Annotated in this window: 10 protein-coding genes; 5 read left to right on the top strand and 5 right to left on the bottom strand. The window is 64.5% G+C overall.

Features of this window, described 5'->3' with window-relative positions:
- Nucleotides 1-127: 127 nt before the first annotated feature.
- From ptsP to XpruCFBP8353_RS14095, 4 genes are all read left to right on the top strand, one after another.
- Nucleotides 128-2,644, top strand: coding sequence for a phosphoenolpyruvate--protein phosphotransferase (ptsP, locus tag XpruCFBP8353_RS14110; RefSeq protein ID WP_101363786.1), 2,517 nt, complete (start codon nucleotides 128-130; stop codon nucleotides 2,642-2,644).
- The gene (gene pfkB / locus XpruCFBP8353_RS14105) at nucleotides 2,641-3,597 is read left to right on the top strand and encodes a 1-phosphofructokinase (RefSeq protein ID WP_101363785.1); all 957 of its coding nucleotides are present in this window, start codon (nucleotides 2,641-2,643) and stop codon (nucleotides 3,595-3,597) included. Before ptsP ends, pfkB begins: the two co-directional genes overlap by 4 nt.
- Nucleotides 3,598-3,755: 158 nt before the next feature.
- A complete protein-coding gene (locus XpruCFBP8353_RS14100; RefSeq protein ID WP_101363784.1) occupies nucleotides 3,756-5,498 on the top strand; it encodes a PTS fructose transporter subunit IIC in 1,743 nt (580 codons plus the stop codon).
- Nucleotides 5,499-5,675: 177 nt separating this feature from the next.
- On the top strand, nucleotides 5,676-6,953 hold the full coding sequence (locus XpruCFBP8353_RS14095) for a carbohydrate porin (protein ID WP_031423124.1): 1,278 nt from the start codon (nucleotides 5,676-5,678) through the stop codon (nucleotides 6,951-6,953).
- A 238-nt stretch (nucleotides 6,954-7,191) separates the two neighbouring features.
- Here the strand turns inward: XpruCFBP8353_RS14095 and XpruCFBP8353_RS14090 are convergent, their stop codons facing one another.
- Together XpruCFBP8353_RS14090 and XpruCFBP8353_RS23255 are read right to left on the bottom strand one after the other, a co-directional pair.
- A complete protein-coding gene (locus XpruCFBP8353_RS14090; RefSeq protein ID WP_101363783.1) occupies nucleotides 7,192-7,842 on the bottom strand; it encodes a hypothetical protein in 651 nt (216 codons plus the stop codon).
- 40 nt (nucleotides 7,843-7,882) lie between these two features.
- Entirely contained in the window at nucleotides 7,883-11,143 is a 3,261-nt protein-coding gene (locus XpruCFBP8353_RS23255; RefSeq protein ID WP_157935127.1) for a hypothetical protein, read from the bottom strand.
- A gap of 144 nt (nucleotides 11,144-11,287) precedes the next feature.
- On the opposite strand from XpruCFBP8353_RS23255, the gene XpruCFBP8353_RS24310 reads away from it, so the two are divergent.
- Nucleotides 11,288-11,596, top strand: coding sequence for a hypothetical protein (locus tag XpruCFBP8353_RS24310; protein WP_101363778.1), 309 nt, complete (start codon nucleotides 11,288-11,290; stop codon nucleotides 11,594-11,596).
- Between the two features lie 332 nt (nucleotides 11,597-11,928).
- On the opposite strand, the gene XpruCFBP8353_RS14055 is transcribed toward XpruCFBP8353_RS24310, so the two are convergent.
- The 3 genes from XpruCFBP8353_RS14055 to XpruCFBP8353_RS14050 form a co-directional block, all read right to left on the bottom strand.
- Entirely contained in the window at nucleotides 11,929-12,567 is a 639-nt protein-coding gene (locus tag XpruCFBP8353_RS14055; RefSeq protein ID WP_101363777.1) for a DUF1629 domain-containing protein, read from the bottom strand.
- A 198-nt stretch (nucleotides 12,568-12,765) separates the two neighbouring features.
- On the bottom strand, nucleotides 12,766-12,891 hold the full coding sequence (locus XpruCFBP8353_RS24470) for a hypothetical protein (protein ID WP_279327746.1): 126 nt from the start codon (nucleotides 12,889-12,891) through the stop codon (nucleotides 12,766-12,768).
- Between the two features lie 33 nt (nucleotides 12,892-12,924).
- Complete coding sequence (locus tag XpruCFBP8353_RS14050; RefSeq protein WP_243391116.1) at nucleotides 12,925-13,521, bottom strand: DUF1629 domain-containing protein; 597 nt, start codon at nucleotides 13,519-13,521, stop codon at nucleotides 12,925-12,927.
- Between the last annotated feature and the right edge of the window lie 207 nt (nucleotides 13,522-13,728).

The raw sequence follows: 13,728 nt of genomic DNA, 5'->3' as shown, positions 1-13,728 counted from the left end.
CCCAGGCGCCGTGTCGACTTTGATGCTAACCCGAAAGCACTACAACGGTTTTGTGCAGTGCACATTGACGTAAACAGTGGGAACGTTCCCACTATACTTCCCAGCCCGACCTCATCCGGAGCCCGCCTTGTCCTCTCCGTCGCTCGCCCCCGTCACCCCCGACCTTGTGCGCCTGCGCGCGTCTGCCCGCGACAAGGACGACGCCATTGCGCAGGCTGCCCAGTTGCTGGTCGCGGCCGGCTGCGTCTCGCCGGGCTACGACGCCAGCATGCGGCGCCGCGAAGGCCTGGCCAATACCTTCCTGGGCCACGGCCTTGCCATTCCGCACGGCGTCGGCGAAGACCGTCACCTGGTGCGCCGCGACGGCATCGCGGTACTGCAGCTACCCGACGGTGTGGAATGGAATCCTGGCCAGATCACCCGGCTGGTGGTGGGCATCGCCGCGCAGTCCGATACCCACATCACCTTGCTGCGCCGGCTGACCCGGTTGATCCAGGACCCGGCGCAGCTGGAAGCGCTGTTCACCACCGACGACCCTGGCGTGATCGTGGCCGCGCTCACAGGCGACCGTGCGCCGGACACCAGCGCCGCGCCAGCCACCGATCTGGCCGAAACGTTCGAGTGGACCATCGCCTACCCCAGCGGCCTGCACGCGCGCCCGGCCACCCGCTGGGCCGAGACCGCACGCGGCTTTTCGGCCCGTGCGCAGGTGCGCGCCGGCGACCAGGCCGCCGATGCGAAGAGTTTGGTCGGTTTGCTACAGCTCGGCCTGCGTGCCGGCGACAGCATCACCGTTTCGGCCGAAGGCAGCGACGCCGCCGCCCTGCTCAAGCGCCTGCGTGCGGTAATGGACAGCCTCACCGCGCAGGAAAAGGCCGATGCCGAGCGTGCCGCGCAACGTCGCGCCGCCCCGGTGGCCGGCTGGACCCCGCCGCAGGCGCAGCCGGCCATCGTCGGCATCGGCGCCAGCCCGGGCGTGGCGATCGGCATCGTGCACCGCCTGCGTGCAGCGCAGACCGAGGTGGCCGATCAACCGGTCGGTCTGGGCGATGGCGGCGCGCAGCTGCACGACGCGCTGACGCGCACCCGCCAGCAGCTGGCGGCGATCCAGGACGACACCCAGCGCCGTCTCGGCGCCTCGGACGCGGCCATCTTCAAGGCCCAGGCCGAGCTGCTCAACGACACCGACCTGATCACCCGCACCTGTCAGCTGATGGTCGAAGGCCATGGTGTGGCGTGGTCGTGGCACCAGGCAGTGGAACAGATCGCCTCCGGTCTGGCTGCGTTGGGCAACCCGGTGTTGGCCGGTCGCGCTGCCGACCTGCGCGATGTCGGCCGCCGCGTGCTGGCCCAGCTCGATCCGGCCGCGGCCGGCGCCGGTCTCACCGACCTGCCCGAGCAGCCGTGCATCCTGCTCGCCAGCGACCTGTCGCCGTCGGACACCGCCAATCTGGACACCGCCCGCGTACTCGGCCTGGCCACCGCGCAGGGTGGGCCGACCTCGCATACCGCCATCCTCTCGCGCACGCTCGGCCTGCCGGCGCTGGTTGCGGCCGGCGGCCAGTTGCTGGAGATCGAAGATGGCGTCACTGCCATCATCGACGGCAGCAGCGGGCGCCTGTACATCAACCCGTCCGAACTGGATCTGGACGCCGCACGCACGCATATCGCCGAGCAGCAGGCCATCCGCGAGCGCGAAGCCGCGCAGCGCGCGTTGCCGGCCGAAACCACCGACGGCCACCACATCGACATCGGCGCCAACGTCAATCTGCCCGACCAGGTCGCGATGGCACTGACCCAGGGTGCAGAAGGCGTCGGCCTGATGCGCACCGAATTCCTGTTCCTGGAAAGCGGCCGCACCCCCAGCGAAGACGAACAACACGCCACCTACCTGGCGATGGCGCAGGCGCTGGATGGCCGCCCGCTGATCGTGCGTGCGCTGGACATCGGCGGCGACAAGCAAGTGGCGCATCTGGAATTGCCGCACGAAGAAAACCCGTTCCTGGGCGTGCGTGGCGCGCGTCTGCTGCTGCGTCGCCCCGACCTGCTGGAGCCGCAACTGCGTGCGCTGTATCGCGCAGCAAAGGACGGTGCGCGGCTGTCGATCATGTTCCCGATGATCACGTCGGTGCCGGAGCTGATCGCGCTGCGCGCCATCTGCGCACGCATCCGCGCCGAGCTCGACGCACCGGAAGTGCCGATCGGCATCATGATCGAAGTGCCGGCCGCCGCCGCGCAGGCCGACGTGCTGGCGCGCCACGCCGACTTCTTCTCGATCGGCACCAACGACCTCACCCAATACGTGCTGGCGATCGACCGCCAGAACCCGGAGCTGGCCGCCGAAGCCGACAGTCTGCATCCGGCGGTGCTGCGCATGATCCGCAGCACGATTGAAGGCGCGCGCAAGCACGACCGCTGGGTCGGCGTGTGCGGCGGTCTGGCCGGCGACGCTTTCGGCGCCAGCCTGCTGGCCGGCCTGGGCGTGCAGGAACTGTCGATGACGCCGAACGACATCCCCGCGGTCAAGGCTCGCCTGCGCGGCGCTGCGCTGAGCCAATTGCAGGAACTGGCCGAACAGGCGCTGGCCTGCGAAACCGCCGAACAGGTGCGCGCATTGGAAGCCAAGCGCGAGGACGCGGCATGAGCCTGCAGGCCATCACCGTCACGCTGAACCCGGCGATCGACCAGACCATCCAGTTGGAACACCTGCAGCCGGGCGCCGTGCATCGCGCCAACAGCATGCGCAACGATGCCGGCGGCAAAGGCATCAATGTGGCCGCCTGCCTGGCCGACTGGGGCAGCCAGGTCGCCGCGCTGGGCGTGCTCGGGGTCGGCAATGCCGGCGTGTTCGAGGCCTTGTTCCGCGAACGCGGCATCACCGATCACTGTCAGCGCGTGGCCGGCGAAACCCGCACCAATCTCAAACTGGTCGACGCACGTAGCAACGACACCACCGATATCAACCTGCCCGGCCTGCGTCTGGGCCAGCCGCATCTGCAAGGCGTGGCCGACCACCTCGCCCCACTGCTGCGCCCCGGCCTGCCGGTGGTGCTGTCCGGCAGCCTGCCGACCGGGCTGCCGGACGACAGTTGGGCGCAGTTGCAAGCCCAGGCCAGTGGCACCGGTGCGCGCGTGCTGCTGGACACCAGCGGCATGCCGTTGGTGACGGCGCTGAATACCGCACGCGAGGCGCTGCCGTACGCGGTCAAACCGAATCGCTACGAGCTCGAAGCCTGGACCGGTCGTCCGTTGAACGACCTCGCCGCCCTCAGCGCCGCTGCGCACGAACTGATCGCGCGCGGCGTCCAATTGGTGGTCATTTCGATGGGCACCGACGGCGCCCTGTTCGTGCAGCGCGACCAGTGCTTGATCGCCCGCCCGCCGCGCCTGGCGCACGGTAGCAGCGTGGGCGCAGGCGATGCGATGGTGGCCGGTTTGGCCGCTGCGCTGCTGGACGATGCAACCACGCTGGAGCAATGCGCACGGCTGGCCACGGCGTTTTCGATGTGCCGGCTGGAAAGCGGCGACGCGCGTCGGATTACGCCCGAAGGCGTGCGCCGCGCCGCAACCGACGTCGCGATCGAAGCGCTGTCATGAGCCGCCATCCGCAGCGACCGATGCCGGCACCCAACGATTCGCGGGGTGTGGCAGTCGCAGGCAGCGGCACAGCTCATTTGCTTCACCGCCACGCATAACGCTTCAAAAAATTCCCCCGTCGGTGATACCGGCGACCGCAACACAGCAGGAGTTTTGCCATGTCCTCTTCCATCGTGGTCATCGCCGCTGGCGAACGCAGTACCGAAGCCGTCTTGGCGGCCGAAGCGCTGCGCCGCGCGGCCACCGCCGCCGGGCGCACCGTGACGATCGAAATCCGCAGCGACCAAGGCGTACTTGGCGCGCTACCGAGCGACCTCGCCAGCGGTGCGGCCCAGGTCCTGGTGGTCGGCGACGCCGATGCCGACATCGCCCGCTTTGGCGACGCGCAGCTCGTGCGCCTGAGCCTGGGTGCGGTGCTGGACGACCCGGCCGCCGCGCTGAGCCAGCTTGCTGCACCCGCTGCCGCAACCGCATCGGCCGGCGCAGGCGGAGAAGGTGCAAGCAGCAAGCGCATCGTCGCCATCACCTCCTGCCCTACCGGCATCGCGCACACCTTCATGGCTGCCGAAGGCCTGCAGCAGGCCGCCAAGAAGCTCGGCTACCAGATGCGGGTGGAAACTCAGGGCTCGGTCGGTGCGCAAGACGCACTCACCGACGATGAAATCCGTAATGCAGACGTCGTCATCATTGCCGCCGACCGCGAAGTGGACCTGGCCCGCTTCGGCGGCAAGCGCGTGTTCAAGAGCGGCACCAAGCCGGCGATCAACGATGGCCCAGCGCTGATCAACAAGGCGCTGGCCGACGCCAGCGTGCAGGGCGGCGCGACGCCGGCCACCGGCACGGCCGCCAGCGCCACCGCGAGCAAGGGCAATAGCCGCACCGGTGCCTACAAGCACCTGATGACCGGCGTCTCCTTCATGCTGCCCTTCGTCACTGCCGGCGGCCTGCTGATTGCGCTGGCATTTGCGCTGGGCGGCATCTACGCCGGCGACGATGCGCATCAAGGCACATTGGCCTGGTCGCTGTTCCAGATCGGCGCGAAGGCCGGCTTCACCCTGATGGTGCCCGCCCTGGCCGGTTACATCGCCTACTCCATCGCCGACCGCCCCGGCATCGCGCCCGGCATGATCGGCGGCCTGGTCGCGGCTAATCTCAATGCTGGTTTCCTCGGCGGGATCATTGCCGGCTTCATCGCCGGCTACGGCGTGGCTGCGCTCAACCGCACCATCAAGCTGCCGCGCAACCTGGAAGGCCTCAAGCCGGTGCTGATCCTGCCGGTGCTGGGCACCCTGCTGGTCGGGCTGGCGATGATGTACGTATTCGGCCAGCCCGTGGCCGACCTGCTGGCCTGGCTCACCGCCTGGCTGCGCGGCATGCAGGGCAGCAGTGCATTGCTGCTGGGCCTGCTGCTCGGCGGCATGATGGCCTTCGACATGGGCGGGCCGGTCAACAAGGCGGCCTATGCATTTTCCACCGGTCTGATCGCCAGCCAGGTCTATACCCCGATGGCCGCCGCCATGGTGGCCGGCATGACCCCGCCGCTCGGCATCGCACTGGCGACCTGGGTGTTCCGCAACCGCTTCACCGCCGAAGAACGCGGTTCGGCCACCGCGGCCGGCGTGCTCGGGCTGGCCTTCGTCACCGAAGGCGCCATCCCGTATGCCGCGCGCGACCCGCTGCGCACCATCCCGGCGCTGGTGATCGGCTCGGCCGTGGCCGGCGCCATCTCGATGACCGCCGGTGCCGAATTGAAGGCGCCGCATGGCGGCATCTTCGTGCTGCTGATCCCCAACGCCGTCACCCACCTGCTCAATTACGTGCTGGCCTTGGTGGTCGGCGTGGTGGTCACGGCGATCGCACTGCGCCTGCTCAAGAAGCCGGTTGCCGACGTCGTCGCCTGATCCAGCAACGGCGGCACGGACCTGCCGCCACACCCGACGCGCCTGCGCTCTACCGCGCGTCCCCCTGACCTGCTTCTACCGCTGCGCTGCGCACCCAGGTGCGCCGCCAGCGGCTTGCCCATCCACTTGCTGTCGCGTTCGCCACCAAGGCCACGCCTTTTTGTCCGGAGTCCTGCCATGACCGCCCTCGCCCCCCGCCGTGCCCGCCCCCGTCTGCTGTGCCTGTCGCTGACCTTGGCACTGACCCCGCTCGCCCACGCGCAAGATGCCGCCGACGCCTTCAAGCTCAAACTGGGCTACACCGGCGAAGCGGCCTCGATGATCGACGGCGGCCGCAAAAGCGGCGACGCCTACGCCGGCCAGTTGATGGTCGGCACCGATGTCGACATGGATCGCCTGTTCGGCTGGAACGGCGCCACGGTGAAGTTGTACGTCAGCAACCGCCACGGCACCAACCTGGCCAACAGCAGCATCGGCAACAGCACCTCGGTGCAGGAAATCTACGGCGGCCAGGGCACGCGCCTGGCCAACTTCACCCTGCTGCAGAAACTCTTCAACGACCGCCTGGAGCTGGAAGCCGGCCGCAGCGTGGCCAACATCCACTTCCTCGGCTCGGACTTGTGCCAGTACTTCCAGGGCAACTCGGCCTGCGGCAACCCCACCTTCGTGTTCCGCACCAGCAACTTCACTTACTGGCCGGTCTCCAGCTGGGCCGCGCATGCCACCGCCTGGGTCACACCGAAGGTCTACCTCCATGTCGGCGCCTACGAGGTCAACCCCATCCAGGCGCAGGACGGCCAGCACGGCCTGAACTGGAGCACCAACGACACCACCGGCGTGGTGGTGCCCTATGCCGTCGGCTACAAGAACAAGGGTGGCGACGGCAGCATGGCCGCCATGTACGAACTGGGCGGCTGGCAGGACAACTCCGACTACACCGACCCGCTGCGCGACCGCAACGGCAACCCGGCCGTGCTCAGCGGCCTGGGCTACGAGAACAAGCAGGGCCGCTCGGGCATGTTCGCCCGCTTCGAACAACAGGTCACCAACCCCGACCCGTCGGGTACGCGCGGCCTCACCGTCTTCGGCGCCATGCTCAAGAGCACCGGCGGCCAAGCCATCGAAGACCATTTCATCCAGCTCGGCCTGGTGCAGAAAGGCACCTTCGCCAGCCGCCCGCAGGACAACATCGCCTTCGTGATCACCCAGCAGAAATACAGCGACGAAGCGATCGAAAACCTGCGCCTGGCCCGCGCCTCTGCGGGCGGCACCGGCACCCCCGCCGACAACCAGATCATGATGGAGCTCAGCTACGGCATCCAGGTCACCAAGCGCCTGCGCATCGCCCCGAACCTGCACTACGTCATCAACCCCGACCAGTTCAACGAACCGACCCGCACCACCGATCTGAAGAACGCATTGATTGCGGGCATGCGGATCGATTGGAATCTGTGACCCGTCAAAAAGCTGCGCGCGTTGCGCGCATGCTTCGGGGCATCAATGCCTGAAGTGAGTGGCGGGTGCGTTGCATTTGACTGCAGTGCAACGCATTGCGTCGACTCGGTTGGCATTGGCATCTGCCGGATGTAGCCGACGAGTTCGAGGAGCCGCGTAGGAGCGCGACCATACTCGATGAGGCTTTGCCGGCCGCTCCTGTCGCGCGCAAGCCAGTGGCTGTAATGACGACTTCACATCATTGCGAATCTGATGTTGCTCGCAGATTGATCGCTCTGTATTGCCGCTGGTTGCCGTAACGCGGCCCATTCTTCTCAAAGGTGGCGCAGAGCCGGTCTTCGCCACATGGAGCTAGGTCGGCACGGGACACGCGATCCAGGTAGTCGATGGACGCTCGAAGCTGTGCGAGTTCGGTTCGCTTTTCGGTGATCATGCCAACCGAGTAGGCCACCGCACCCAGGCCCAACACGCCGGCCACGAGCATCGTGGCGGATGCAATGCCCATGCGTCGAGTGATCTTTGTTTCCAAGGACTGCTGGGCCTGCGCGTAACGTCGAGTGGCTTGCTGCAATGTCTCATCCGCAGTGGCCATCTCTTTGTTGAACCGCTTGGCGGCCGGCTCCAATGTCTGCGTCAACGCTTGATTGGTCAGCTGCGTCAACCGCGGCAACGCATTCTCCAGCACCCGATTGACCTTGGCATCGGCGCTGCTGGCCGCGTGTTGGACTACCTGAAGTTGCTCGGCGACCACCTCGCGCAGCCGTTGTTCGCGCTGCTGCATGGATGCCACCAGCGTCGTCAGCACTTTGACCGTTTCCTGCAGCGAGGCGTTCGACGCGTTCAAAATCGCCATCATTTCCGCCATTGCGGCGGCGTCTTGCCTGTCCATGGGGTCTCCTGAGCTCGGCTGGTCACGGAAGCGATTTTGACTAACCGCCACCCCCTCCACCACCACCGCCTCCTCCCCCGCCGCCACCGCCGTCTCCACCCCCACCGCCGTCCCCTTGGGGACCGCTCTGCATCGGCCCCTTGGCGAACTCCGGCAAGGTCATCACCATCACCGGCCCGCGGCTGGTGTTGATTTCCGCTGAGACATCCATCCCCAGCGCCTGGCGTGTGGTGGCGAGCTCCTGGGCCTCCTGCTGGGCCTGCGCCTCCAGGAACTCGTTGCCTCTTTTGATGAGCGCCTGCGTCGCTGCGCTGTTGGCCACCCGGTTCAGCGCTTGCTCGATCGCCAACTCGTTCTTGCTGTCGAGCGCATAGAGCACTTCGTCCACGTCCGGATCACCCGTGATGGATTTGCGCTCAGCTTTCGACGAGCCATTTGGCGCATCTTCTACCCGCGGCCCGGTGGACCGCTGACCTAGGGGCGAAAAGGCCTCGGCTTGCGCAGCCGCTTCACTGGGCGAGCGGCCACTTGGTTGGTTCGCGCTGAATGCATCAATGCTGCCACCCTCCTGGTCTAGCGCCCTCTTTTGAGCGAACGGATAAGGTTCTCCGCGCTCGCGATACTCCCTCCATTCCTGGTGGAAGCGTTCGTCTTCCCGATCCGCCGCCTCAATCTCCTGTTGCAGTTGACGCAGCGAGCGCATGGTCTCTTCTAGGAAAAGTGCTCCACCCGGGTCTGCGGCACTGCGGTCCTGCGCTGGGGTCGATTGAGTGCGTTGGCTTTCCGCGTCTGCTGCCCCCACGGAGGAACGACTCACCGCACTGGCTTCCAGGGACTGCTCGTGTGCTTGGGCGAGGTGTGCTGCTGGCAGCAAAGCCGCTTCCTGATAGGAATGCGGCGCGTCTGAAGGACGGGGCTGATCTGCCCCCGCATCTCGTTCAGAAGTGGAATACCGCGCGGACTGCGATGCAATCATCGGTTCTTCTGACGCAGGCGTTGTTGCGGATATGACGCGAACCGGCTTCACCTCCCGCTCACGTGCCACGTCTTGCTCACGGACCGACGCTGGCTCCATCTCTGCTTGCTGTGTTTGCACCTGGGGATGCAGTGCTGGCGGCACCGCATCGGCCTCCGCGTTTTGCAAAGGTTGGTTGCCGGATTCCTGGCCCTCGGGTGCAGGAATCGGCAGGCGCGAGGCATCGCGGCTTTCCACTGCCTGCATTTCCAGCGCGCGCCCCGCTTCTCTTGCTTGATGCGGCTGCGCGTCGCCTGGACCAGGCGGCTGCGTCCGTGGGTCGGGCGTAGTGTCAGCCGCGCGTTGGCCTACCGGTTGGTTATTCGTCTCGAACTGCTGGTGGGCGTCTGCCTGCTGCAACTCGGGCTGCGGCGTTTGTTGAACCAGCGCCGCATTCGGAGCGTGCGGCCTAGGATCGGATTGTTGCGAGGCGTGCTGGCTGGGGTCTTGCTGCTGCGCTTGCTGAGCCGGACGTTCCTGGACCTCAACTTGCCTGGCTTCTTGAGCTTGGCGGTCTTGCTGCTGTTCCCGCTGCTGATTGTCCTGGGCTTGGCGCTCCTGCGCCTGACGTTCCTGGACATCCCTTTCCTCACGCTCCTGCAGCTCGCGTTGTTGGCTGGTTTGTGCCTGCCGCTCCTGTAATTGGCGCTCTTCTAGCTCACGCTGCTGCGCAGCTTGGCGTTGACCTTCCAGCACGGCGTGCGCCTGGACTGCTTGTTCGCTCTGCGAATGATCTTCGCGCTCAGGCTGTGCCTGCTGGAGGTGCTCCCGCACCTGCGCGGCGTGTTGCTCTTGCGCAACACGATCCTGCTGTTCGCGTTCTTGTCGCGCCTGCGCCGCGACAGAGGCTTGCATTTGCGCCTGGAGGTCGAGCACTTGCTGCGGACTGGAAGAGTCGGAGGTCGAGCTGTCTGCATCTCCCGTCGCTCCGGGCGCCCGAGCAAAGGTTGCCGAGTCCTGTCGATGGCCCTGCGCCTCACTCAACGCCTGCCGGATGTCGTCACTGCTGGTCACGGCCACCACGCGAGTCACCCCATCGCTACCGCGCTGGAGGTGCGCGATGGGGCTGTCATACCCGTATTGCCCCGACGCATTGCGTTGTAGCTGCTGCATGGTCGGCCCGGTGATGCCGTTGGCCTCCATGGTCCGCTGCGAAGCCAACTCCACGGCCTGCTGAGTGTCTGGATTGACTTTCAAATCGACGCCTGCGGCCCGGTAACGGTGTAGCAGTTCGTTGTGCTCCATCTGCACAGCCGTGGGCGCGGGAAGCGCCTGGATCGCTGCCAAGGCCTCCTGAGAGCGCTCGATTGAGGGCTGCCGCAGTTGGTCGGTCAGTTCCAGCTCTACCGCCAGATTGCCAGTGGCAACGCCGTTCTTGCCGGCCCACTGTCCTGACTCGGTGCGCTGGTAAAGCTGAGCGTCCGAACCGAGCACAGCGCCGGGTTTGGCCTGGGCGATTTGGACGGCCACAGGCACTTCGACACCGTAAGCCTGGGCCCGCTGCGCGGCATGGTTTTCCAGGTAAGCGGCGGCGATGGCTTCGCGCCCCGTGGCGATGTTGCTTTCGATGCGGCCCAGGGCCTCTTGGTTGAGCTGTTGGGCGCGTTCCGGGGAGGCGGTTTGGTGTTCGTAGCTGCCTCGGTCGTTGGCACCGGACACAGCGTTTTTGACTTGGCGTTCCCATGCCTGGCTCTCGGGATTGCGATGCCAGTTCTGGTTGTCTAGTCCAACTTGGTCGCTGGCCCGTGCAGGGAGGTTGAACGGGTCCTGCGGTGCAGGAGCTTTGCCCAGCGCCAACTCCACTGCCTTGGCGTTGGCCAGCGCGCCCAGTTCCTGGGATTTCTCATAGCTGGCGACTACGGGCTGCTCGCCGCTCGTGCGCCGGCCATCCGGAGCGAGCTCGATGGCCGCGTCGCGCTGCCAGTGGCGACCGTTGAACTGCCACTCCACGCCAGCTTTGTCGGTCTGGTGGTAGATGGCGCGGTTGTCCAGCAAATCGGCGCCTTTGTCGAACGCCTTGCTCATCAACAGCGCGTCGCCAACCACCAACGCAGCCGGCACGAAGCCGCTTCCTCCCAAGGCTGCTGCCGTGGACGCACCACCGGCCCAGCCACCGACATTGCGGGCCAGTGCATGGGTAACCTCAGACTGCGCGGCCGTGGCATTGCCTTGTTCCAGCAGCTCGGCCGAACGGCGCGCGGTCAGCACTGCGTCTGCACCTGTCGCCAACAAGCCACCCGAACGCACCAAGGTACTGGCCGACGCATTGCCCAGCAGCACTTCCATGGACGCAGCCCCGCTTTGACCGCGAGGAATTCGCAGAGGTCTTGCGGCCTCTTCGCCCAAGGTGTTCTCAACAACAGCAACACCCCCCGGCGATATGGTCAAGCGTCCGCCGTGGTAAGCGTTTGAAATAGCCTGAGACAGACCATGCCGCTGAAGTTCAACCGCACCACCGCGGGTCAGAGGATTGGTGACGCTCTGAATATGTTGGAGTGTGTCCACCACACGGCCTTCGGTGTGGGTGACCACAGCCCAACCATGATCTCCTGGCACGTAACCCTTCAGGCTCTGAAGTTGCGCAACATGGGCCTGTCCGTAGGCGACTTCGTCGCGAAAGAAATTCTGGACGCCTGGACGGATGTCGTCGGCGCGAAGGCCAAGTGGCGCATTGGTGTGCAAATCGCCATTAATCAGTCCCACACGCACTGTGTCGCGGAGGGTCTCTACGCGACCTGAAATTCTTCCAAGTGCGTCCAAGTCACCTGATAGGGCCTTGATGCCATCAGGGGTTTGCTCAAGGCGCCCCAAGCGATCAATTAGCCCATTCTGGTAATCAGAGATGGGTCCACCGCTATGCGGCGTGGTCCCCAAAGTCTGAGCAAACGCGGGATCTGCAGGCAGAAAAATGCGATTCTCGGGGGCATGAATATCAAAATATCCCGCGTCCGAAAGCCCCTTAAGTAGCTGGCTTCGCTCTAGCGTTTGTTGCTCAATGGCGTGGTGGTCTTGGAAAATAGGTCCGTTGCGTGGCATGGATCAGATCCTTCCTAGAAGCCATTGCTGCGCGGCTAGATGTCCGAAGCATCGATAAACCAAAGCCCATCAGCATCGGTGTCGGTCTCGATACCTGCCGCTGCGGCTGCATCCTTAAAGACTTGATCGCAGAATACCCGGCCGGTGTAAGGCGTCTTGAAGACATGCGCCGGACCCAAACGCACGCGGTCGAACGTTACACTGGCGCCGCCGGTCAGATCGTAAAACTTGCCATTGACGAAGTCTTCGGTTGTGTCAATGAAGAGCTTGGACGCTTCTTCGTCCAGTGCGTCAATCTCTTGGATCACGTCACAGAGAAAGTAGGGTGGCCCTTTCGCACCATCAGCCAACCGATAGTCCACCTCTGCGAAAGCGAACGCAGTGGGATCGACCGAGGTCATGACTTGAAAGAGTCGTTCGGATACAAGCCAGTATCCACTGAAGCCAGGCTCCAAGTCCTTAGGAGGTGGGCCTTTGCTGGGGTGATAGACCAAACGCGGCGTTTCGCGCAACGGAGAGAAACCACCGCCTTCAGGTCTCAGAATCAGGCGCGGGGGTGACAACAAATTCTTGACGTTCTCAAAGACAACGCCGTTCACCGGTCCGTTGATCGTGCCCGCTTCGAGGATAAAGAACTCACCAGCCTTGGGCTGATTGGCTGTCGTCGTTTCCATCGGTTGTATCCGTTATTGATTTATGTCGCCGGGATCATTGCGGCAAAGTTTAGCGCCGCAGTCTCATTTCTGGGCAGATGGTGCAACGGTGGTGTCCTGTCCGCTGCTCTGACGCTCCCAGGTCTGACAATCGGAATTGCGGCACAAGTTTAAGATGCCCATAGCCTGGGCATGCCCTTCGTCATGCGGCATGAAGAATCAATTTTCAGGTGAATCAATGTCGAAGCGATCTGAGTTCGACAGCACCCGCAAGATGCGGCTGTAACGAAGGGTTTGCTGCTCGAACCCATGATGATCCTGAAAAATAGGGCTGCTGCGCGGCATGCTCGCTGCTCCTTACGTCTTGCCCAGGTGCGGCTAGATGTCTGATGCGTCGATAAAAGAGATGCCGCTTTCACCAGCATCATCAGGAATCCCCGCGTCATGGACCGCGTCTTTGAAGGCTCGGTCGCAAATCACGAATGAGCTGAACGGCGTAAGGAATACGTGTGCTTGACCCACGACTTCCGGCCTAAAGGCCAAGCTGGCTCCTCCTCCCACCGAGTAGAACTTGCCATTGACGTAGTCGTCGTCTACTTCAATTTGTAGCTTCGAAGCAACTTCGTCCAAGGCATCAAGCTCGCGAACAACGTCGCACAAAAAGTGGCGCGGACCTCTAGCACCGTCGGCCAAGCGGTAATCTACCTCCGCAAAAGCAAAGGCGTCGGGGTCCACCGACACCATGACATCGTGGAGTCGCTCAGAAACCAGCCAATAACCACTAAATCCCGGCTCTAGATCGCGCGGGACTGGACCTGTCTTTGGGTCGTAGGTCAGCTGAGGTGTGTCGCGGAGCGTCGGAAATCCTCCTTCCTCCGGCCGCAGGATCAACCGCGGAGGGGAAAGCAGGTTGCGAACATTCTCGAACCTCACTCCACAGGGCGGTCTGTTGCTCTCCATGTCTGCTTCGAACATGTAAAAGCTCCCGGCCGTCGGCTGATTTAGTGTCGTTGATGGCATGCGTTTCATCCCTTCCGTGTACTGTGGTCTCAGCTGACAGAAAGAGCTTAACTCGACCGCTTTGCCGACCCAAGCAATGAGGCAACGGAGAGGCCACATTCCACTTGCCCCCCCGGCTCGTAGGCGCCTGCCACCGATTACCAAATGATCCACCACCCAAAT

Origin of the sequence: Xanthomonas prunicola (assembly GCF_002846205.1) — a bacterium.
In the GTDB taxonomy this organism is placed as follows: Bacteria; Pseudomonadota; Gammaproteobacteria; order Xanthomonadales; family Xanthomonadaceae; genus Xanthomonas; species Xanthomonas prunicola.
This window is presented reverse-complemented; position numbering and strand designations above follow the sequence as displayed.